The organism is Roseinatronobacter sp. NSM (genome assembly GCF_052379845.1).
GTDB lineage: Bacteria > Pseudomonadota > Alphaproteobacteria > Rhodobacterales > Rhodobacteraceae > Roseinatronobacter.
This window is the reverse complement of record NZ_JBQTCF010000007.1, coordinates 1-21,672: the sequence shown is the minus strand read 5'-3', so window position 1 is coordinate 21,672 and position 21,672 is coordinate 1. Positions and strand designations below refer to the sequence as shown.

General features: G+C 59.6%; 20 protein-coding genes. 9 read left to right on the top strand and 11 right to left on the bottom strand.

Translation table 11 applies throughout. The features are described from left to right. Window positions 1–41: 41 nt before the first annotated feature. The 8 genes from ACTZWY_RS05395 to fliF form a co-directional block, all read right to left on the bottom strand. Complete coding sequence (locus ACTZWY_RS05395; protein ID WP_444789670.1) at window positions 42–1,016, bottom strand: TAXI family TRAP transporter solute-binding subunit; 975 nt, start codon at window positions 1,014–1,016, stop codon at window positions 42–44. A gap of 202 nt (window positions 1,017–1,218) precedes the next feature. Continuing rightward, complete coding sequence (locus ACTZWY_RS05390) at window positions 1,219–2,595, bottom strand: sigma-54-dependent transcriptional regulator (protein WP_444789669.1); 1,377 nt, start codon at window positions 2,593–2,595, stop codon at window positions 1,219–1,221. Continuing rightward, window positions 2,592–4,430: a sensor histidine kinase gene (locus ACTZWY_RS05385; protein ID WP_444789668.1), complete on the bottom strand. Its 1,839-nt coding sequence runs from the start codon at window positions 4,428–4,430 to the stop codon at window positions 2,592–2,594. The genes ACTZWY_RS05390 and ACTZWY_RS05385 overlap by 4 nt, the downstream gene beginning before the upstream one ends. Window positions 4,431–4,498: 68 nt before the next feature. Then, the gene (gene ychF / locus ACTZWY_RS05380; RefSeq protein WP_444789667.1) at window positions 4,499–5,596 is read right to left on the bottom strand and encodes a redox-regulated ATPase YchF; all 1,098 of its coding nucleotides are present in this window, start codon (window positions 5,594–5,596) and stop codon (window positions 4,499–4,501) included. A 77-nt stretch (window positions 5,597–5,673) separates the two neighbouring features. Beyond that, a complete protein-coding gene (gene fliP / locus ACTZWY_RS05375) occupies window positions 5,674–6,414 on the bottom strand; it encodes a flagellar type III secretion system pore protein FliP (RefSeq protein WP_444789666.1) in 741 nt (246 codons plus the stop codon). A 4-nt stretch (window positions 6,415–6,418) separates the two neighbouring features. After that, window positions 6,419–6,691 (bottom strand): FliM/FliN family flagellar motor switch protein, encoded by a 273-nt coding sequence (locus ACTZWY_RS05370; RefSeq protein WP_444789665.1) that lies wholly within the window; start codon window positions 6,689–6,691, stop codon window positions 6,419–6,421. Between the two features lie 2 nt (window positions 6,692–6,693). Next, complete coding sequence (locus ACTZWY_RS05365) at window positions 6,694–7,272, bottom strand: hypothetical protein (RefSeq protein WP_444789664.1); 579 nt, start codon at window positions 7,270–7,272, stop codon at window positions 6,694–6,696. An 8-nt stretch (window positions 7,273–7,280) separates the two neighbouring features. Further along, the gene (gene fliF / locus ACTZWY_RS05360; RefSeq protein ID WP_444789663.1) at window positions 7,281–8,885 is read right to left on the bottom strand and encodes a flagellar basal-body MS-ring/collar protein FliF; all 1,605 of its coding nucleotides are present in this window, start codon (window positions 8,883–8,885) and stop codon (window positions 7,281–7,283) included. Between the two features lie 121 nt (window positions 8,886–9,006). On the opposite strand from fliF, the gene ACTZWY_RS05355 reads away from it, so the two are divergent. The 6 genes from ACTZWY_RS05355 (at window position 9,007) to ACTZWY_RS05330 (ending at window position 15,306) form a co-directional block, all read left to right on the top strand. Then, complete coding sequence (locus tag ACTZWY_RS05355; protein ID WP_444789662.1) at window positions 9,007–9,489, top strand: flagellar basal body-associated FliL family protein; 483 nt, start codon at window positions 9,007–9,009, stop codon at window positions 9,487–9,489. Between the two features lie 10 nt (window positions 9,490–9,499). Further along, on the top strand, window positions 9,500–9,931 hold the full coding sequence (locus ACTZWY_RS05350; RefSeq protein WP_444789661.1) for a hypothetical protein: 432 nt from the start codon (window positions 9,500–9,502) through the stop codon (window positions 9,929–9,931). After that, complete coding sequence (locus ACTZWY_RS05345) at window positions 9,928–10,518, top strand: MotE family protein (protein WP_444789660.1); 591 nt, start codon at window positions 9,928–9,930, stop codon at window positions 10,516–10,518. The genes ACTZWY_RS05350 and ACTZWY_RS05345 overlap by 4 nt, the downstream gene beginning before the upstream one ends. A 91-nt stretch (window positions 10,519–10,609) precedes the next feature. Continuing rightward, entirely contained in the window at window positions 10,610–11,479 is an 870-nt protein-coding gene (gene motA / locus ACTZWY_RS05340; protein ID WP_444789659.1) for a flagellar motor stator protein MotA, read from the top strand. Beyond that, window positions 11,476–13,728 (top strand): hypothetical protein, encoded by a 2,253-nt coding sequence (locus ACTZWY_RS05335; protein ID WP_444789658.1) that lies wholly within the window; start codon window positions 11,476–11,478, stop codon window positions 13,726–13,728. Before motA ends, ACTZWY_RS05335 begins: the two co-directional genes overlap by 4 nt. A 642-nt stretch (window positions 13,729–14,370) precedes the next feature. Beyond that, window positions 14,371–15,306: an IS110 family RNA-guided transposase gene (locus ACTZWY_RS05330; protein ID WP_444789657.1), complete on the top strand. Its 936-nt coding sequence runs from the start codon at window positions 14,371–14,373 to the stop codon at window positions 15,304–15,306. 39 nt (window positions 15,307–15,345) lie between these two features. On the opposite strand, the gene ACTZWY_RS05325 is transcribed toward ACTZWY_RS05330, so the two are convergent. Further along, entirely contained in the window at window positions 15,346–16,794 is a 1,449-nt protein-coding gene (locus ACTZWY_RS05325; RefSeq protein WP_444789656.1) for a cobyric acid synthase, read from the bottom strand. 207 nt (window positions 16,795–17,001) lie between these two features. After that, entirely contained in the window at window positions 17,002–17,586 is a 585-nt protein-coding gene (locus tag ACTZWY_RS05320; protein WP_444789655.1) for an HNH endonuclease, read from the bottom strand. A 296-nt stretch (window positions 17,587–17,882) separates the two neighbouring features. Between ACTZWY_RS05320 and ACTZWY_RS05315 the strand changes: the two genes are divergently transcribed. After that, window positions 17,883–18,626 (top strand): ZIP family metal transporter, encoded by a 744-nt coding sequence (locus tag ACTZWY_RS05315; RefSeq protein ID WP_444789654.1) that lies wholly within the window; start codon window positions 17,883–17,885, stop codon window positions 18,624–18,626. 38 nt (window positions 18,627–18,664) lie between these two features. Next, on the top strand, window positions 18,665–19,357 hold the full coding sequence (locus ACTZWY_RS05310; protein WP_444789653.1) for a M48 family metallopeptidase: 693 nt from the start codon (window positions 18,665–18,667) through the stop codon (window positions 19,355–19,357). Between the two features lie 85 nt (window positions 19,358–19,442). On the opposite strand, the gene edd is transcribed toward ACTZWY_RS05310, so the two are convergent. Beyond that, entirely contained in the window at window positions 19,443–21,248 is a 1,806-nt protein-coding gene (gene edd, locus ACTZWY_RS05305) for a phosphogluconate dehydratase (RefSeq protein ID WP_444789652.1), read from the bottom strand. 204 nt (window positions 21,249–21,452) lie between these two features. Here edd and ACTZWY_RS05300 point away from each other — a divergent pair, with 204 nt between their 5' ends. After that, window positions 21,453–21,629, top strand: a complete 177-nt coding sequence (locus ACTZWY_RS05300; RefSeq protein WP_444789651.1) for an RSP_7527 family protein — start codon at window positions 21,453–21,455, stop codon at window positions 21,627–21,629. Window positions 21,630–21,672 lie beyond the last annotated feature (43 nt).

Here is a 21,672-nt window from a genome sequence, read left to right as displayed (position 1 = left end):
GACGCCGCCCTGGCCCGATGTCGTCAAAGCAGACCGCTCGATCAGCCTTTCAGGTCTTCGGGGATCTCGATTCCGATTTCCTCGAAATAGCGCACAGCACCCGGGTGGAATGGCAGGAAGGAATTGTTCCCGACATTTTCAGGCAAGGTTGCCGCGGCGGCTGCGTGGATTTGCAGCATCCGGTCATTGTTTTCCATCACCAGTTTGGTGATTTCATAGGCCAGGCTTTCGGGCATATCGGCATGCGCGATGGCAAAATTCCACATTGCGACGGAATGCTGGTCCTCATCCTGCGCCGTATAGGTGCCCGCAGGAATGGTGAATTGCGACACCTCCGGGTGACCTTCCATGATGGTGGCCAGTTCTTCTTCGCTGAAGCCGAACATCACAACATCAGCTTCGGCGGCCAGTTGCGAAAATGCACCGATGGGCAGACCTGCGGCGAACACGAACGCATCAACCAGACCATCCTTCAGCTGGCCCGCCGTGTCAGCCGCACCCGCATTCGAGACAGTGACATTCAGCCCCAGCGTGTCAAAGAAGCGCGGCCAATAGGTGCCGGGTGTGCCGCCTGCAGGGCCAACGCCGACGCGCTTGCCTTCGAAATCACTGACTGATGTGATGCCGGAACCGCTAAGGGCCACACCCTGAAACGGGGTTTCATACATGGGAAACAGCGCGCGAATATCGCTGTGTTCCAGACCGGGGGCCAGTTCGGAAACGCCGGTCCATGCTTCGAAGGCCGGACCCATGGTGACCAGACCAATATCATGGTCGCCCATCTGCACCAGCGTAACGTTCTGCACCGGCCCACCCGTCACCTCGCCCGAGGCATTCAGCCCCAGTTCTTCGCCCAGAAACCCGGCCAGACCGTTGCCATAGACGAAATAAACGCCGCCCTGACTGGCGGTGCCCACTGTCAGATCAGATGGCCAGCCGTCACGGTCCTGCGCGTTCGCCACAGATACCGTCATAACAGCAGCAGCGGCCAAAGCCGCGAAATTGGTGTAACGCATTGGGAACCTCCCCTTGGTTTTGCGTATTTATGTGCTCGGGGCGCTTGCGTCACTCCTCGCTCTGTGAGGCAAGCACTGGGGGCACAGCAAACGGTTTGACGGCTTTATTCAAGCGCGCTCTCGGGCGTTTGGGTATTTTTCCAACGCAATCCACACTGATGTGTAGAAAACTACACATCCCGCGAAAGCCATGTGTGGTTTGCTACACATCATCGGGGGGCGTGTCGGGCAGATCGGCCCCCACGGGCAGAAAATGCCCCTTGTCAATGCCGTGGCGCAGCAGCTTGTCATAAAGCGCCTTGCGCGACAGCCCCAACGCTTCATAGACAGGGCGCAACGCCCCTTGATGGCGGATCAGCGCATCCACCAGCAATTTGCGTTCATGCGCGGCCATCATATCGGCCAATTTCGCGGATTTGTCGCGCGCGGCCAAGGGGGCTTCGGACATCTGCACGCCCAAAGCGAAGCGCTCGGCGGCGTTGCGCAATTCGCGCACATTGCCCGGCCAGTCATTGCGCGACAATTCCGCCAGCATGGCAGGGCTGGCCGTGCGCGCGGGCAGACGGTGGCGCAGGCAGGCTTCGGTCAGCAGGCGAATAAACAGTTGCGGCACATCCTCCAGACGTTCCGACAGCGGCGGCACCCGCACACTGACCACATTCAGCCGATACAACAGATCCGCGCGAAACCGGCCTGCGGCCACTTCGGCTTCAAGGGGCACGCGGCTTGTGGCAATGAAGCGCGCGTCCAGTTGGTGCTGGGCATTGGACCCAAGCGGCGTTGTCACCCGGTCCTCTATGACGCGCAGCAATTTTCCCTGCACATCCATGGCCATTGCCCCGATATCATCCAGAAGGATGGTGCCGCCGCGTGCGTGGTCGAACTTGCCCATCCGTGCCCGGATGGCGCCGGGAAAGGCGCCCGCTTCATGGCCGAACAGTTCGGATTCAATCAGTGTGTCAGGCAGTGCACTACAGGTGATGGCAATGAAGGGACGCGCGGCACGCGGCGACAAATCATGCAGCGCCCGCGCCACGATTTCCTTGCCTGTCCCCGTATCCCCCACAATCAGCACATCTGCATCTGACGGGCCAATCGTGCGGATCTGGCGGCGCAGCGCAATCATTTTGTCAGACCGCCCGACAAGGCGCGCTTCCAGATCATCCGCCTGCCCAGCAACAGCCCGCAAGCGGCGGTTTTCAAGCACCAATTGGCGGTATTCCAGCGCACGCGCCGCAATGGAGGCAAGCTGCGCACCCGAGAACGGTTTTTCAATGAAATCATGCGCGCCTTCGCGCATGGCGCGCACCGCCAGCGGCACATCGCCATGTCCGGTAATCAGAATAACCGGCACATCGCGGTCAATGTCATGGATGCGGTTCATCAGCGTCAGCCCGTCCATGCCGGGCATGCGAATATCGCTGATGACCACACCGCCAAACCCCGCAGTTATGCGGTCCAGCGCCGGTTCGGCCTGCGCAAACCCGTCCACCTGCAGGCCCGCAAGGTCCAGCGCTTGCATGGTAGAGTTGCGCAACTCCTCCTCATCATCGACCAAAAGGACAACTGGCGGCGTCATTGTGCTACCTGCGCAGGAAGCGGCTGCGCGGCATGCAGCGTCAATGTGAATTCCGCGCCCCCGTCAGGATGGTTGCGCACCGAAATCGCGCCGTGAAAATCACGGATGATGTTATAGGAAATCGACAGCCCCAGCCCCAGCCCCTTGCCCACCTCCTTGGTGGAAAAGAACGGGTCGAATATGCGCGGCTGAATGGCATCACCAATACCGGGGCCGTTGTCATGCACGCGCAGTTCAACCCTATCCCCCAGCCTGCGCCCGACCAGACGCAGTTTCTTGAGCTCCTGCCCCTCGACCGCATCAATGGCATTCGACAACAGATTGACAAGCACCTGCTGCAACCGCACGGCGCCTGCCGTGACAACCAGCGGGTCCTGTCCCAGGTCGACATGCAGCCCCACCCCGGACCGCGCAAGTTGCCATGCCAGCAATTCTTGCGCATCCGCCACCACTTCGGACAGATCGACGGGGCGCAATTGCTGATGCGGCTTGCGGGCAAAATTGCGCAAATGCCGGCTGATACGGCCCATCCGGTCTATCATGCCCAGAATGCGCCCGATATTGTCATGCGCCTCGGCGCTGCGCCCGCGGTCCAGCAACACTTGCGCATTTTCCGCGTAATTGCGCGCCGCTGCCAGCGGTTGGTTGAATTCATGGCTTAGCGCCGCCGACATTTGCCCAAGCGCGGCCAGTTTGCCCGCCTGCACCAGTTCGGTTTGCGTCTGGCGCAAGCGATCCTCGGTCGCGCGCCGCTCGGCCACCTCGTCGCGCAAGGCGGCGTTGGCGGCCCCAAGCTGGGATGTGCGCTGGCTGACACGGGCTTCCAGCTCGTCGCGTGCGGCCTGCTGGACGGCCAGCCGTTCGGCCAGCTGGCGCCGCCTTTGCCACAGGATAAACCCGATCAGCGCAATCAACCCCAAGCTGAACCCAGCCAAGGCCACTGCACTGGCCGCCTGCACCCGCGCGGGGCGGGTATTCAACAAGACCTGCACCATCCATTCGGCATCTGGCATTTTCGCATCAGCGATCAGGTATTCCAGCATCGCGCCGTCACTGCCAGTGGTGCGCAACAGGTTAAACCCGTCGGGGTTTGTGTCGCGCGTATAATCAATCTGGCCAATTTCGGCATTGGCATAACGCCGCGTCTGCACAGTGCGCGACAAACGATCGGTCGTCAGTGGCCCGAAGGACCGGAACAACCAATCCGGCCTGTTGGACAGAAACACAATATTTTCGGGGTCCGTTACGATGATGCGCACCTCATCCGAGGCCCATGTCTGTTCAATCTCATCAAGATCAATCTTGATAACCATCACGCCATGGCGCTGGCCTGCAACCTCGATGGGGGCCCCGAAATAATAGCCGCGCTTGTTGGACGTGGTGCCCAGCGCATAAAACCGGCCCGCCCCCTTGGTGCCCAGCGCATCAAAAAAATATGGCCGAAACGCAAAATTTCCGCCCACAAAACTGTGCGGCTGGTCAAAATTGCTGGCCGCCAGCGTTTCCCCGTCACGATACATCACATAAATATCGGACGCGCCCAACATATGCGCAGTGTCGCGCAAATACAGATTGGCCGCCATCACAAGGTCGGGGTCGCGCGGGGCCAGCACAAGCGACCGGATCACCCGCTGGTCGGCCAGAAGATGGGGCAGCCGTTCAAAGCGCGACAATTGCCCACGCAAGGATGCCTCGGCCAGATTAAGCGTGTTCTGCCCGCGGTCATGCAATTGCGTAAAATACACAAGCGTTGCATGGTGCCATGCCAGCCAGCCCAGCATACCCACAAGGGCAATTGCCCCTAGCGCCAGTTGAAACAGACGGGTCCTGTTCATCAGCCTACCTGCAAGACATGACGTCGCCCCAGACAACCCCAAGCTTGCAGGGATGTCAAACCTGACAATCAGGCATTGAACAGGAAATGCAGCACATCGCCGTCCTTGACCTGATAGGATTTCCCCTCAACACGGAATTTTCCTGCATCCTTGGCGCCAGCTTCGCCGTTACAGGCGATGTAATCGTCATAAGCTACTGTTTCGGCGCGGATAAAGCCGCGTTCAAAATCACCATGGATGACGCCCGCTGCTTGCGGCGCAAGCGTGCCTGCCGGAATGGTCCAGGCGCGCGCCTCCTTGGGGCCGACAGTAAAATAGGTCTGCAACCCCAACAACTGATATCCCGCGCGAATAAGCCGGTCCAACCCGGCTTCTTCAAGGCCCATTTCGGTCAGGAACATCTGCGCTTCTTCAGCGTCAAGCTGGCTGATCTCCTCCTCGATGCGGGCGGAAATGACGACATGCGCCGCGCCTTGCGCCTGCGCTATGGCCGCCACCTTGGCCGACAGCGCGTTTCCGGTCCCCGCCGAGGATTCCTCGACATTGCACACAAACAGCACGGGTTTGGCCGTCAGCAATTGCAACATGCGCCAGTTTTTTGTTTCCTCGGCGCTGATTTCAACTGTGCGGGCGGGTTTGCCCGCTTCCAGCGCCACCAACGCGCGGCGCAACAGCGCGTCGTGTTCCAGCGCTTCCTTGTCCCCCCCGCGCAATTTGCGCGACAGGTTCGCAAGACGCCGCTCGATGGATTCCATATCCGAAATCATCAATTCCGTTTCAATGGTTTCGGCATCGGCAACCGGGTCGATCTTCCCTTCTACATGGGTAACATCGTCATCTTCAAAACAGCGCAACACATGGGCAATGGCGTCAACTTCGCGGATATTGGCCAGAAACTGGTTCCCCAGCCCCTCCCCCTTGGACGCGCCGCGCACCAGTCCCGCGATATCGACAAAGGTCATGCGCGTTGGAATCACCTCTCGGGATTTGGCGATATCGGCCAGGTTTTGCAGTCGCGCATCCGGCACCGCCACATCGCCCACATTGGGTTCAATGGTGCAGAACGGGAAATTTGCAGCCTGCGCGGCGGCAGTTTTCGTCAATGCGTTAAACAATGTAGACTTGCCGACATTCGGCAAACCCACGATTCCCATCTTGAAACCCATCACCATTCCCCTGACTGGCATTCGCAAGGGCCGCTTTTAGGGTTTGGGCGCAGATGTGGCAAGGGCATCGCGCGCGATTACATGTAACTTCGCACCAATGCTTCCGACACCAGCCGCCACCCGTCGGCAATCACGAAAAACGACAGCTTGAACGGCAACGACACAATCGCGGGCGGCACCATCATCATGCCCATCGACATCAGGACTGCAGCCACGACAAGGTCAATAATCAGGAAGGGCAGGAAAATCAGGAACCCGATCTGAAAAGCGCGCGCAACCTCGCTGAGCATGAAGGCGGGCACCAGCACCGAAAGCGGCGCATCAGGGGACAGGTCCCCCACATTGTCGGGGCGCAGATTGGCAAGGCTTTCATAGGTTGGCACATCCACGCGCGCGGCCATGAACTGCCGAAACGGGTCCGCCACGCGCAAAAACGCATCTTCCAGCTCAATATCCCCAGCATTCAGCGGGACAATCCCGCCCTGCCAAGCGGCGACAAAGACAGGCTCCATCACGAAATAGGTCAAAAACAGCGCCAGCGACACAATCAGCATATTGGGCGGTGATTGCATCAGCCCAAGCGCCTGCCGCAAAATCGCAAGCACTGTCACGATGAAGGGAAAGCAGGTCACCATAACCAGAATGCCCGGCACCAGACTGAGCAATGTCAGCACAACAATAAGCTGCACACTGCGCACCGCCAGCGACCCGTCCGCCCCGCCGAAGCTGAACGTCACCTCCTGCGCAAGCGCAGCGGTGCCCGACAACAAAAGGCCCGTGCCAAGTGCTGCTATCAAAACGACGATCCGGTGTATCATGTCCCTAAAGTGCCGCTTTCAGGTCAATAATCTCGGTCAGGCGCACACCCAAAAACCCCGCATTTTCGCCTTCAAGTTCTTCCAGAACGCCGCGCGCGATCAATTTGTCGGCAATAAACAACTCCACCGGATCATCAATACGACGGTCCAGCGGCAGAACCGATTCGCGCCCCAGACGCATCAGGTCGCGCACCATGGGCCGCGCCCGCCCGACCGAGACGGATATTTCCACCGGCACCTGTTCCAGTATCGCAGTATTCAGGTCACGTTCTTCCATTGTCAGGCTCCTTTGCGTGCCTTGAGATCCAGCTGCCGGGAAAACGCGGCCTGAAGCTGCGCCAGCACCGAATCGAGGTCAATGTTGTTTTGCTGATCGTCCAGACGCAGCGACACCTGCGCTTCGCTGTAGCTTGGCTCGTCCAGCAACTGGACCTCCAGCCCCGGCACGGCGGCCACCACCTGTTCCAAAGTTGCACGCACCTGCGGGGCGCAATACAAATGCAATGGCACGCGCGTGTCACGGCTGGCGGCCTGTTGCAGACTTTCCAGAACCAGACCGGGAAGCGACAGACGCAGAACTTCGGGAACAAGCGTTTCCAACAAGGTCCGCGTCAGCGACATGAACGATGCTTCGAGCGTTGCATGCGCTTCGTTATATGTGAAACTGATGGCCTGCAGCGCTTCAAGTGCCGCACTTTGGCGCAACGCATCCTCATCGCGCAGCTGCGCAAGCGCGTCCTGCCAGCCGGCACCATAGCCCTGCTCATAGGCGCTTTCGCGCAATTTTTCCGCAGCTTCCGCATCCAGAAGCGGGTCTTCATCAGCGGGCGCGGCCTCGAAAACCTCGAGTTTCAGCATGACATTTCTCATTTTGGCCCTTTCGAGGCATTCCCTGCGTCATCCATCCAATGGCGCAACACTTCGACCGATTCCTGCTGCCGTTCTGCAATCAACTCGCGCAGACGCGCGACAGGATCATCCCCGCCCCCGAAAGACGCATCGCCCCCCCCCATTCCCGAAAAATCCAGCGCCATCGGGCTGGCCATTTCAGGAAAACCGCCTGCCCCCGGCAAACCCGGAACGGAATCATTGTCGAACCCGTCAAATCCTGCCCCACCGCTTTGTTGCGTTGCGGCCTGAAGGATGGGCCGCAGCACAAACAGGGCCAGAACCACAAGCGCAAGCAGCGCAAAGGCCCATTTTAGCAAGGTCATGATGTCCAGACTGGATGCAGAAAACAGCCCCGAACTTGCCTCTGTGCCCAAGGCCGCCACCGGCTCGAATGGCAGCGACCGCAGAGTTATGACATCGCCGCGCGTTTCATCATACCCGACCGCAGACGCCACAAGCTCGTGCAGGCCCTCAAGTTCTTCGGCATTGCGGGGTCGCCATGACATGACGCCCTGATCATCAGGTTCAGTGATGCCGTCAATCAGCACAGCAACAGTCAAGCGCCGCACCGCACCGGGCAGACGTTCAATTTCGCGGCGCGTTTCAGACACGTCAAAATTTGTGCGCTGGCGGTTCTGGCTTTCGCGGGCTTGCGCGCTGCCGTCAGTGCCGGCCGCATCACCATCGGGCACATTACTGGCCACTGTGACGCCCCCGCGCGTGTCGGTGCTGCTGGTTTCGCTTTCTTCGGTTTCAGTGCTGATGGCCACGCGCGTTTCGGGATCGACCAGTCGTTCTTGAATCGTCTCGCGGTCCGTGACGGTTTCCAGGCTGAGTTCCACAACCGCACGGCCATGACCGACATGCGCTTCCAGCAATCGTTCGACCCTGCGGCGCATATCGGCCTCGCGGTCGGTGGTGGTCCCGTTTGCCAGCGCTTCGGTTTCGGGGCCATAGACCAGACCGCCCGCACCATCGATCACGGACACCTGCTCGGGCTGCATGCCGGCAATCGCAGACGCGACAAGATAGCGGATTGCGCGCGCCTGCGCGGGGTTGAGCATGCCCGAAGATGTCGTCACTGTCACCGAGGCGCTTGGCGCAATTTCGCGCCGGAAGGCTGAATTCGCACCTTGCGAGATATGCACCCGCGCAGAACGGATATGCGGGCTTGCGGTGATGGTGCGCGCCAACTCACCTTCGCGCGCGCGCCAATAAGCCGCATCGAACATCTGCGATGTGGTGCCAAATCCTGTAAGCGAATCAAGCAGTTCATACCCAGAATGGGAATTGGCAGGCAGCCCCGCGGCGGCCAGCATAAGGCGTGTTTCATCGCGCAATGCCGAGGGCACGAATATAGCATCCCCACGCACATCATAGCGAATGCCGCGCGTGTCCAATGTTTGAATCACCTCTCCCGCGGCGGCATCTTCAAGCCCGGCATAGAGCAACGACATCCCCGGGCTGGAGGCAAGCCGCGCCAACCCCATGACGGCCGCAAACATCAAGGCGACTGCCCCGATGATCATGACGCGTCTGGTCGTGTCCAGTGCGGCCCAGAGCGACTGAATCTTCTGCACTGCGATTCTCCTTGTGTGGGCTTCTGCCCTTGATCTGATCGCAGTTTCACCTCTCTCGCTTAATAATCAGTTAGTGACCTTGTGGCATATGTAAGAAAATTCGTTTTACGGGAAATGGCATATGACCGCAGCCACAGACACAGCGTCCGGCACCGAGGGGGCGCCAAAGAAGAAGGCCCTTATGCCAATATTGCTTGGCCTTGCAGGGGCTTTGGCCCTTGGCGGCGGGGGCTTTTATGCAGTGTATTCGGGGCTGATCCTGGCCCCTTCCGCGCCGGAAACCAAACCTGCGAGCATCGCACAGGATTTTGCGTTCATTCCGATTGAGCGAATCACTGTCAGTCTCGCGCCCGGATCAAGTTCGCGGCATTTGCAATTCTCGGGCCAACTCGAGGTTGAGGCAAGTTCCCGTGCGGAGCTTGAACGCCTGCAACCGCGCTTCATCGACATCATCAACATGTATCTGCGCGCAGTTGATCCACGCGACCTGGCCGAGCCTGCCTCGCTGATCCGGCTGCGCGCCCAGATTCTGCGCCGGCTGCAAACAGTCGCAGGTCAGGGTCACATCCGCGATTTTCTGATTACCGAATTCATACTGAGCTAAGGGGGTCGTCATGGCAATTCTGGTTGATATAGCAGTCGCGCTTGGCGCTTTCCTTGCCGCAGCATATTGCATGCTGCTGTCGCGCAGATTGCGGGCGCTGACGCGCCTTGATGGCGATGTGGGTTCGGCAATCGCAATCCTGTCGCAACAGGTCGACGCGCTGACGCAGGCCCTGAATGCAGCGTCACAATCCAGCACCAAGGCTGAAACAAGTCTGAACCTGACGATCGCACGGGCCGAAACAGCGACACGCAATCTGGAATTGTTGCTTGCTGCTGCCAAACCCCGCGCAAGGGCACCCAAGGCAGATCGGGCGGCGGCAGACGTGGCCACGGACGAGACGGAAACACTGACGGCGGACGATTTCGCACCACTCTTGCAAGGCAAACTCAACAAACCCCGCGTTTTGCGACAACGCGATACCATGGGACGTCGGCGATGAAACACCCCTACGCACATAAGTCAGCTCAGAAACGCGGCGCCTCTTCGGCGTTGATGGTGTTGACGGGGTTGTTTTTTGTTGCGGGGCTGTCACGGCTTGGCCTTGGCGTGGCAGAAGTCATTGCTGCGGAAAATGACACAGCCCAGGTTGATGCCGCCATCGCACAGGACCCTCCTGCCCCCGATCCGGGCGACTTGTTCCAAAGTCTGCGCGCCAGAGAGGCGCGTTTACAGCAAATGGAAGAACGCCTTGAACAACGCGCCGAGGAACTCAGGCAGGCCGAAGCCGACATTCGCGCGCAACTTGAACAGCTTGCACAGGCCGAAGAGCGCCTACTTCAGACCTTGGCGCTTACGGAATCCGCAGCCGAGGACGATGTCGCGCGTCTGACAGCAGTGTATGAACACATGAAGCCGCAACAAGCCGCCGAACTTTTCAGCCAGATGGATGTCCAGTTTGCAGCCGGCTTCTTTGCGCGCTTGCGTCCGGATTTTGCAGGCGCGGTCATGGCATCGCTTGACCCAATGACCGCCTATTCCATCAGCGCAGTTTTGGCCGGTCGAAACGCCAACACCCCGCGGGACTGATATATGGGCGCGAACGAAGCGCTTTTTTAACGAAGATGCGTGAATATCCTGATTTCACCTTCCTCCTCCAATTTCAAGACAGAGGCTTATTGTGATCGCAATCGTCGGCATCGTCATCATCTTCGTTATGGTCTTCGGGGGCTATCTTGCCGCTGGCGGGACGATGGGTATCATTCTCAAGGCACTCCCTTTCGAGATGATGATGATCGGGGGGGCAGCTGCCGGTGCCTTTATCCTCGGCAACAGCATGGGCACCATCAAAAGCACCGGGCGAGATATTGGTCGCGTTTTCAAGGGGCCGAAATGGTCCCCGAACGACTACCGCGATCTGCTGTGCCTACTGTTCGAACTGATCTGGCTTTCGCGCCAGAACCCCGTCGCCATCGAAGAACAGATCGAAGCGCCCAATGAGTCTGTCATCTTCTCGAAATATCCCAAAATCCAGGCGGACCATGATGTCGTTGATCTGATTTGCGACACATTGCGCGCCGCATCAATGAACTATGACGATCCCCATCAGGTCGAGGAAGTGTTGGACAAACGCCTTGAAGCGCATAAGCACCACGCCCTTCACACCAGCCATGCTGTGCAGATCGTTGCAGACGCTCTTCCCGCCCTTGGAATTGTTGCAGCTGTTCTGGGGATCATCAAAACCATGGGGGCCATCGCGGAACCGCCAGAGATCTTGGGTAAAATGATCGGTGGTGCGCTGACGGGAACATTTTTGGGGGTTTTTCTGGCCTATGGATTTGTGGGGCCAATCGCGGGGCGCATGCGCGACATTGTGGAAGAAGACGATCATTTCTTTCAACTGATTCGTGAAGTCCTGATTGCGAACCTGCATGCGCACCCAGCCAATATCTGTATCGAAGTGGGGCGGCAGAACACGCCGCATCATCAACGCCCGGATTTCAATGAACTGGAAAATGCGATGCGGGATCTCAAGAAGAACGTGGCGTGAAGATGATATACTACATCAGGTATCTTGCTGTTTTGGGGTGTTGTTTCGTCGGCTTCGGGGCAACGGCGCAGACCACAATTGTTCCCGTTCGAGCGGGCGAACATAGCGTGTTCACCCGTCTGACCGTGCAAATTCCCGAAGCAAATGACTGGCGCTTGTCCCAAGACGGGCATCTGGGGATACTGGCGATCTCGGGCCCGGCGCTGGATTTCGATCTCTCTCAGACTTTCGCGCGGATTCCACGAACGCGGCTTGCGTCGTTACGGGAAATCGACTCCGGGTTGGAACTGAAACTTGCTTGCGATTGCGTTATTCGCGCGTCAGAGGATCTGCCTCGGTATCTTGTCATCGACATCGTTGAAATCGAAACCTCGGCCATGTTGGCCACCCGCAATTCGCCGCGCCCCCAGACGCGGCCTGACCAGTCTCAACTAATCGAACAAGCGGTGCCTGCGCAGCCGCGCGCCCATGCCCAACTGGCGGGTGAATCTCTGGCCGCCTTGCTCACGGGCCGCGCATCCGCGACTCAAGACCGCCCGTCCTTGCTACTGACACAAGTGGTCGGCGCATCAGCCCCAGACATCCTGCCAACGCCCCAGCCTGCCCGGCCGGTTCCCGAGCCGTTGTCCGCATTGGGGAGCATGACAACAGAATTGGGCCGCGCATTATCAGAAGCTGTTGGCCAAGGTCTGCTGACCCCCAACCAGTCCGCGCAGCCAGATCCGCCGCCAGACGCAACCACAATGCACACCCGACCTGCACCGGACAGCTCCGCACAGACCGCGGACATATCAGGCCATTTCACCGTCACCGACAGCGTGTCTGCGGCCCGTGGCGCCGCATCGCGCGCGTTGCAAAATGACACCAGGGCAACTTGTCCGCCCGCGCACATGATGGATCCCTCCGGTTGGGCGGGGGCCGCCACTGACACGCCTGCGCCCTATGTCCCCGGCCAATTGTTCAACGAGACCGACATGCTGGACCTTGACGCTACGCGTGCGCTTGCGAAGCATTATCTGTATCTGGGGTTCGGCGCCGAGGCGCGCCTGATCCTGTCGCTGATCAGCCCGCAGCCCCCCGAAAACCAGGTCCTGGAGGTGCTGAGTCACCTCATTGATCTTGATCCGCTTCCCGAAAACCTGACCCTGTCAGGGCTTGAAGCCTGTGGTGAGATGGGTGTTCTATGGCAAGCGCTGGTCATCTTGCCGCAAGATTTGCCTGCCGGGTATCCCGTGACCTACCTGACGCAAGCGGTTCAGGCGCTTCCGCCACATCTGCGTCTGCATCTTGGGCCATATGTTATCCGCCACCTTGCCGCGCAAGGGCATTTGTCGCCGGCGCACAGCATACGCGACAGCCTTGACAGGGTCACACAGATGCAATCGGACCCGTTGCGCATTGCGCAAGCTGCCCTTGATCTGCCGCGCGCCTCAGCTCAAGACGCGCAGCGACTTGAACAAAACCTTATCTCTGAACCGACGTTTGAATCTTTGACATTCCTGCTGCAACGGCAACAGGATTTGGACGAACCGGTGTCAGCGGAACTGGCGCAAGAAGCGCAAGATGCCTTGCGCGCGCTTCGCGGGTCGGAGGAGGGGCACAGGCTTGCCACGCTTCTTGCAAAAGGGGTGTCACGTTCGGGTCGGCATGCTGACGCTTTCACCCTTGCGCGGGAAAATGACGCGGCCCTGCCTGAACCACAAACTGACGCCCTTATGGCCGATTTGCTGCTGGACCTGGTGCGCGAGGCCGATGACAGGTCCTTCGTGACCCTTGTGTTCGAGTATCGCCCTTGGGAAGGATCGGTGCCGTGGCCCGTGAAATCAGAGCTCGCAAGCCGTCTTTCCCGCCTGGGATTTGATGTGCAGGCACAGCTTCTGATCGCCGAACCGGCCACCACCCAAGAGAGTGACAACACCGGCACAGGACCAGTGCGTGACATCGCCACGGCGCTGGACGCCACACCATTACCCGACATTTCTGCCCCGGAAGCGAATGCTACTGACGTGGCCGAACGTAATATGGAAGCCAGCATCACGGAAAGCGTTGCATCGGAAGAACGGCCGGCCCAACCGGCAATGATGCAGACAGCGCAAGAAGTCGAAACAGGTTCTGTCCAGCCCTTGGCGGTTCCATTACGAAACGAAAATGCTGTGCCGTCAGGGTTGTTGAATGCGGGTCGCAACACGGTGCGCGACAGCACACTTTTGCGCGAAAGGCTGGCAGAACTGCTACCCGCGCGTCCATGAGCAGCGTGCCATTCTGAAGGATGCTGCAGCCGGATCGACCCTACCCCCGCACCCCAGCGCAGGCCTATGTGGTATTGCCAAGCTGGGGCGGGCTGGTTGTTGCGACATGACTGTCACCACCTGTGTTCAGGCGGTTCGGGCGCATATATAGCGTATTGCGCAGAACTGGGACACGGCTTTGCGCGCAAACACGCGATCCCAAAGGTTTGGCGTGGCGCATGAACGCTAAGGGATACACAAATGGCTGAATGACGTGCCGCTTGCTGGCTGTTTCTGCACATTAAAAGAGGGATCACGGTCCGGCATGCGCCCAAGACAGGCGAAATCGGCACGTTAGCGCGTTTGGCGTTCATTCGCATTCACGCGACCCACTCACACCTTATGGTGTCGCATGTCTTTTTGCATAAAACCGGTTCCCACTTTTGCGCAACCTGCTTGTCTTATGCTGATCCCGGCTCTTATGCGAAAAGAGAGCCCCAGCACGCCACGCCATTTATGGCGTGCTGGGGCGGTGGCTGGATCGTCACGGGCTTGGTCGTGAGGGACCGTTTTAGAGTGTGATCAGCCATCGTCTTCGCCTGAGGCCTGAACGGATACAGAGCGGCACTGGAGCCCTCTACGACAAGCAGAGGACATGCGAAGATGACAAATGATACCATCGGAATTGACATCTCGAAAGACACGCTCGATGTGCATCGCCTGAGCACCGGCGCGGCTGCGCAATTCGCAAACTCCGCCGCAGGCCAGCGCGCGCTGCGGCGCTGGATCGGGGCGCACATGCCGGACCTGGTGGTCTACGAGGCGACTGGGGCTTACCACGCGGCTCTCGAACGCAGCTTTGCAGGTGTTCTGCCGTTGGTGAAGGTGAACCCGCTACAGGCGCGCCGCTTCGCGCAGGCGCGTGGGACACGGGCAAAGACCGATGCCGTTGATGCCCGCGCCCTCGCCATGATGGGAGCGGCGCTCGATCTTTTGCCGGATGGGGTTGGCGATAAAAATCAACCCAAGCTCAAGGAGTTGCAGGTCGCGCGCACGGCCCTGATCAAGGAGCGCACGCGCCTCTTGAACCGGCTAAAGACGCAGACCATCGCCTTGACCAAGCGTCAGACCAAAGCGCGGATCGCGCAAGTCAAACGTCAGATCACCGAGTTGGAAAGCGCGCTGCTCTCGCTCTTGAAGGAGTGCCCAAAACGCGCGCGCGCCCTCAACATTCTATGTTCGATTCCCGGACTGGGGCGGATCACAGCTGTCGCGATCCTGATCGAGTGCCCGGAAATCGGCACCATGGACCGCAAGCAAATCGCCAGTCTCGCGGGCCTCGCGCCGATGACACGACAATCCGGTCAGTGGCTGGGTAAAGCATTCATCCAAGGCGGGCGAAAGTTTCTGCGCGACGCGCTTTACATGCCTGCGCTCGTCGCCGCTCGTCACAACCCAGATCTGCGGCAGAAATATCAGACCATGATCAAGGCCGGAAAGCCCGCCAAAGTTGCTCTGACGGCCCTCATGCGAAAACTGATCGAACTGGCCAACGCAATCGTCCGACAAGACCGCGAATGGACACCGAAAACTGCTTGATCAAGACGGATACTCTTAAATCTGGTCCGAGGGTGCGTATCAGCGCGCAAGCGATAGCACGCCCGCAATGTCCAGATGCGTTTCAAGATGATCCGCAAGCGCGTTCAGCGTTTCCTCGACAAGGGCGGCATGCTTCAACCCGGAAGTCGTTGCGCCCAGATGCGCCAAAAAGGCAGACCGGAACCCGTCGGACGCGAAAAGCCCGTGCAGATATGTGCCCATAATCCGCCCCGTGCTGTCAACGGCGCCGTCATTGCCACTGGGCGTGCGCGCATAAGGCCGCGCGCAATCCGCGCCCGTGGTCCGCCCGATATGTATTTCATAGCCCGCCACCTCCAGCCCGGTTGAATACTGCAGCGCCTGCACCCGTTCCACCCGTTTGTCTGCGGTCATCACTGTCGTGACGTCCAAAAACCCAAGGCCCTGCATCTGACCTGTCTGCCCCTCGAGGCCTTGGGGGTCGTGCAGAATCCGGCCCAGCATCTGATACCCGCCGCAAATGCCCAGCACATGCCCCCCCCGTCGGATATGCGCCGCCAGATCGATATCCCACCCCTGCGCCCGCAAAAATGCCAGATCAGCACAGGTGGATTTTGACCCCGGCAGAATGACCAGCTGCGCATCGCCCGGAATGGGCTGGCCCGGCCGCACCATAACAAGATCAACGCCCGGTTCGGCCTTCAGCGGGTCAAGGTCATCGAAATTGGCAATCCGCGAGAAGACAAGACAGGCAATCTTGACCCCACCCGGCGCAGCGCCAGACCCAAGGTCCAGCGCATCTTCGGCAGGCAAATACATAGCATCCGAGAACCACGGCAGCACCCCATAGCCACGCCACCCGCTGCGCGCTTCGATTTGCTGATACCCTTGCGTGAACAAGCCCGGATCGCCGCGAAACTTGTTGATGATGAAGCCCGCAACCATTGCGGCATCATCTGCGTCCAGAACCGCCATGGTGCCAACAATCTGGGCAATCACGCCGCCACGGTCAATGTCCCCGACCAGAAGAACCGGCACATCGGCGGCGCGCGCGAACCCCATATTGGCGATATCATGGGCGCGCAGGTTGATCTCGGCGGGGCTGCCCGCCCCCTCGACGATGATCAGATCATATGCGGATTTCAACCGTTCGAAACTGTCAAGCACGGCCCCCATAAGCTGCGGTTTCAACCCCGCATAGGCGCGCGCCTTGACTGTGGCGATACGTTTGCCCTGCACAATCACTTGCGCGCCCGTGTCGCTTTCGGGTTTTAGCAGCACAGGGTTCATGTCGGTCACAGCGTCCAGTCCGCAAGCCTGCGCCTGCAAGGCCTGCGCGCGCCCGATTTCGCCGCCATCTTGCGTGACAGCAGCATTGTTTGACATGTTTTGCGGTTTGAACGGGGCCACGGAAATACCACGGCGCAACGCCGCGCGGCACAGCCCCGCGACAAGGACGGATTTCCCGACATTGGACCCACACCCCTGCACCATGACTGCATTGCCCATATGTTGCGCCTTTCGTTTGGGATATATTTTATATCTTCAGGGGGCTCTGCCCCCAAGGCCCTGCGGGCCTTGCCCCCGGGATATTTTTGCCAGAATGAAGGAAAGGCGTCAGTGGCAGCCTGTTCCGCAGGCGCGCGTGATGCGGTGATTGCTGGTGCAGTTTGTCCATACAGGGCCTGCCCGTCAAGGCAGCGCGGCTTGGGGGCATCAGGCTTCGAGTTCGGTATCCCAATACAGGTAATCCAGCCAGCTTTCGTGCAAATGGTTCGGGGGGAAACGGCGGCCCAGATTGCGCAACATTTCGGCATCCGGGCGATAGGGGGTCTGGCGCAGCTTCAACCCCGAGGCGCGGAGGGTTTTGGACCCTTTCGCCAGATTGCACGGGGCGCAGGCGGCCACAACATTTTCCCAGCTTGTTACCCCCCCCAGCTTGCGCGGCACGACGTGATCAAAGGTCAGATCATGGCGCGCGCCACAATACTGGCATGAGAATTCATCGCGTAAAAACAGGTTGAAGCGAGTGAAGGCCACACGTTTTCGGGGTTTGACAAAATCACGCAGCACGACCACCGAGGGCACCCGGATTTCCATGCGCTGGCTGCGCACAACCTGATCATATTCTGCAAGAATATCAACCCGGTCCAGAAACACCGCCTTTACGGCGTCCTGCCAGGGCCACAGCGACAGGGGATAATAAGACAGGGGCCTGTAATCTGCGTTCAGCACCAGTGCCGGAAAATGCCGCAATGCGACTGGATCGCGTACAAAATCAGTTCTGAATTCACCATCCATAGGTGCCGCCTCCGTATTGGCAGCCCCCTGGGCGCGCGCGCCCCGCGGGGGCAGTGGTGCGCGATTGTATCGGACACCATAAACTGGACTATATCTTGCGCCAACGCCCTGACAAGCCTTTATGACGCTGCAAATCACGCATGCCGTTTTTTAGCGCAGCCCTGCAACAGGCATGTGACGGTGTATGTGTAAATGCTGGCATATGCGGCGGGGGCGCGCTGCGGCGGCAATGGGGCTTGTCACGGGGATCATATCGCTCTAGGGTTATTAGAATTATTCTAAACACAAGATATGCGATGCTTGATCCCACAGTTCTTCTGGTATGCCTTGCGGCCGGCGTCACGGCGGTTGCGACCGGGCTTGGGGCCTTGCCGTTGCTGGCGCTGCGCGATGTGACGCCACGTGCGCTGGCCCATGGCAATGCCATTGCGGCGGGGTTGATGCTGGCCGCAACATTCAGCCTGATTGATGAAGGGTTCGGGTTTTCAGGTCTGCGCAGTCTGGTCGGGCTGGTGCTGGGGCTGGGGGGGATCTGGCTGGCAAAGACCCTGCTGAGCGCGAGCGGGGAGCGGGGTGTTGCGGGCCTGCAGGGGGCGGATGGGCTGAAGATCCTGTTGATCATGGGGGTGATGACTGCGCATTCCGCAGCCGAGGGGGTGGGGGTCGGGGTTGCCTATGGCAGCGGGCGCGAGCTGGGCGATTTTATCACGATTGCGATTGCGCTGCATAATGTCCCCGAGGGCCTGGCCATTGCGTTGATCATGGTGCCGCGCGGGGCAAGCATTGGCAAAGCGGCCGGCTGGGCGATCCTGTCATCGATGCCGCAGCCCATGCTGGCGGTTCCGGCGTTTTTGTTTGTGCTGAGTTTTGAGCCGTTCTTGCCCGTAGGGCTGGGGCTGGCGGCGGGGGCCATGTTGTGGATGATATTTTCGGAATTACTGCCGGAGGCGACCGAAGGCGTGACCCCTGCAACAACCGGGGGTATTGTCACGCTTTCGTTTGCCGCGATGATGGGTTTGACCCTTGTTGTGGGGGGGTGACCATTGCCTATCGTCCCTAAGCACCCCATATTCCGGCTATGTTGAAACTTGCCCCTTTTGTTTTGCTGCTGCTCTATGGGGTGGCGATGTATTGGTTTTCAAGCTGGCGCACCAAACGCGAGCTTGATATGCAGTCCACTCCGCTGGCGGATGCCCGGCTGAAGGCGCTGACGGACCGCTTTGCGCGCGCTGTGGGCGTGGAGCGGATCAAGGTGCACATCTATGAGATTGATCCTGTCAATGGATTGGCGGCGCCGGACGGGCGCATTTTCATTACGCGCGGATTTTACAATAAATACCGGCGAGGCGAGGTGACGGCAGAGGAGCTTGCCAGTGTGATCGCGCATGAGCTGGGGCATGTGGCATTGGGCCATTCACGCAAGCGCATGATTGATTTTTCAGGCACCAATGCCGTACGCATGGCGCTGGCCACAGTGTTCAATCGTTTCCTGCCCGGGTTGGGCGTGGTGATTGCAAATTTTCTGGTGTCGGTTCTGGCTGCAAAGTTGAGCCGCAATGATGAATACGAGGCCGATGCCTATGCCTCCGCGCTGTTGGTGAAGGCCAATATTGGCACCGGCCCGCAAAAAGAGCTGTTTCGCAAGCTGGACAGCTTGACGGGTGTTGGCGGTGGCATGCCCGCATGGTTGATGAGCCACCCCAAAACCGCTGAGCGGATTCGCGCCATCGAGGAGAACGAGGCGCGCTGGAAGATTGCCCCCGAGGGGTAAGGGGGCGCGCCCCTTGCCCCCATTGAGGGGGCTGCGGCGCGCGTCGGGACGCGCAGTCGCGCGCCCTTCGGTCACGACCGACAGGTCAGACCACGACAGCGGCACCTTCGGTTGAATCGCCCACGGCCTGACGGAAGGCTGCGAAAAGTTCCCGCCCTATGCCAAATTCATTCGCGGAGAGATCCGCCACCACTGGCGTGCGCGCATCAAAGTCATCTTCAAGCACATCCAACCGCCCCGCCTGCGCATCAAGGCGCACCAAATCCCCGTCCTTCAGCCGCGCAAGCGGGCCGCCCTTGGCAGCTTCGGGGGCGACGTGGATGGCTGCGGGCACCTTGCCGCTGGCCCCTGACATGCGCCCGTCGGTGACCAATGCGACCTTCAGCCCGCGATCTTGCAACACGGCCAGAATGGGGGTCAGCGAATGCAGTTCGGGCATGCCATTGGCGGCAGGTCCCTGAAACCGGACAACGACGATCGTATCTTGCGTAAATTCGCCCGCCTGAAACGCGGCCTTGACTGCGCTTTGGTCGTGGAAAATGCGGGCGCGGGCCTGTATGACGTGGCGCGCGGGGTCGACTGCCGAGGTTTTGATAACCCCCTGCCCCAGATTGCCCGACAATTGTTTCAACCCGCCCGATTTCTGGAAGGCGTTTCGTGCAGGGCGCAGAATGCGGTCATTCAGGCTGTGCCCGGCCCCGTCTTCCCATACCAGCACGCCGTCGCGCAATTTGGGTTCCTGCGCATAGCGGGCCAGCCCGTCGCCTGCGATGGTGCATACATCATCATGCAGCAACCCCGCATCCAGCAATTCGCCAATCATAAAGCCCAGCCCGCCAGCAGCGTGAAAATGGTTCACATCGGCCAGTCCATTGGGATACACCTTGGCCATCAGGGGCACCATGTCGGAAATATCGGCGAAATCCTGCAAGGTCAGCTCAATGCCCGCCGCGCGCGCCATGGCGGGCAGGTGCAGCACCAGATTGGTGGACCCGCCTGTGGCCATAAGCCCCACAATGCCATTCACAAAGGCGCGTTCATCCAGCACCTGGGCCGCGGGGCGGTAATCATTGCCAAGCGCGGTAATGGCCAGCGCGCGTTCGGTCGCGGCCACGGTCAGCGCATCGCGCAAGGGCGTGTTTGGGTTGATGAAACTGGTGCCGGGCAAATGCAAGCCCATGAATTCCATCAGCATCTGATTGGTATTGGCCGTGCCATAAAAGGTGCAGGTGCCCGGCCCGTGATAGCTGGCCATTTCGGCCTTCATCAGCGCATCGCGGCCAATTTCGCCTTGTGCGAATTTCTGGCGCACCTTGGCCTTTTCATCATTGGGCAGACCGCTGGTCATTGGGCCTGCGGGAATGAACACCGAAGGCACATGACCAAATGTCGCGGCCGCGATGATCAGGCCGGGAACAATCTTGTCACAGACCCCAAGCCAGACAGCGGCATCGAAGCAGTTATGCGACATGGCAACACCCGCCGACAGCGCAATCACGTCGCGCGAAAACAACGACAGTTCCATGCCGGGCTGCCCTTGGGTCACGCCGTCGCACATTGCGGGCACGCCGCCTGCCACCTGGGCCGAGCCGCCCGCTGCACGCGCGGCGGCGCGTATGATGTCGGGATATGCCTGAAATGGCTGATGTGCGGACAGCATGTCATTATAGGCCGTCACAATGCCCAGATTGGGCGCGCGGCTTGTGGCCAGAGTGTCCTTGTCCCCTTCCATCGCAGCATAGGCATGGGCCTGATTGCCACAAGACAGATGCGCGCGCGCAGGCCCAGCTTCTGCTGCGGCGCGCATTCTGTCCATATATTGCCCCCTACGCGCAGCCGAGCGGTTGCGGATTCTGTCTGTGACAGCTTCAATCCCGGAATTGATTGGCATGATCCCTCCGATAGGCTGGCGCAAGATGCGCGGGCAAATATTCGATGTTACACCATCCTATAAACAGTTAGCGCTAACGTGACAAGTGCACTGCGCAGGAATGCACGCGCTGCATAGCGGCGTTTCCGAATTGTCGGTCGCAATGCTGCGCCGCAGCGTCTATTTATCGGTGCAACAGACATACATCCATCAAGGTTGAAAAACATGACACCGCTATCCAATGAAACACTGACCATTCTGGACGTCACGCGGCTGGAACAAGATGCGCGCCGTATGCGCGCAGCCTATATTCAGGCAGGCATACGCAAAGGCTGGAACCGCATTACCGCCGTGTTCCGCGACGCAGCCAGCCCAGCCGATCACGGCGCAACCAAGGCGTGACAGCTTTTGCACCAGTTGCAAGACACCAAAAAAGGCGGGCCTG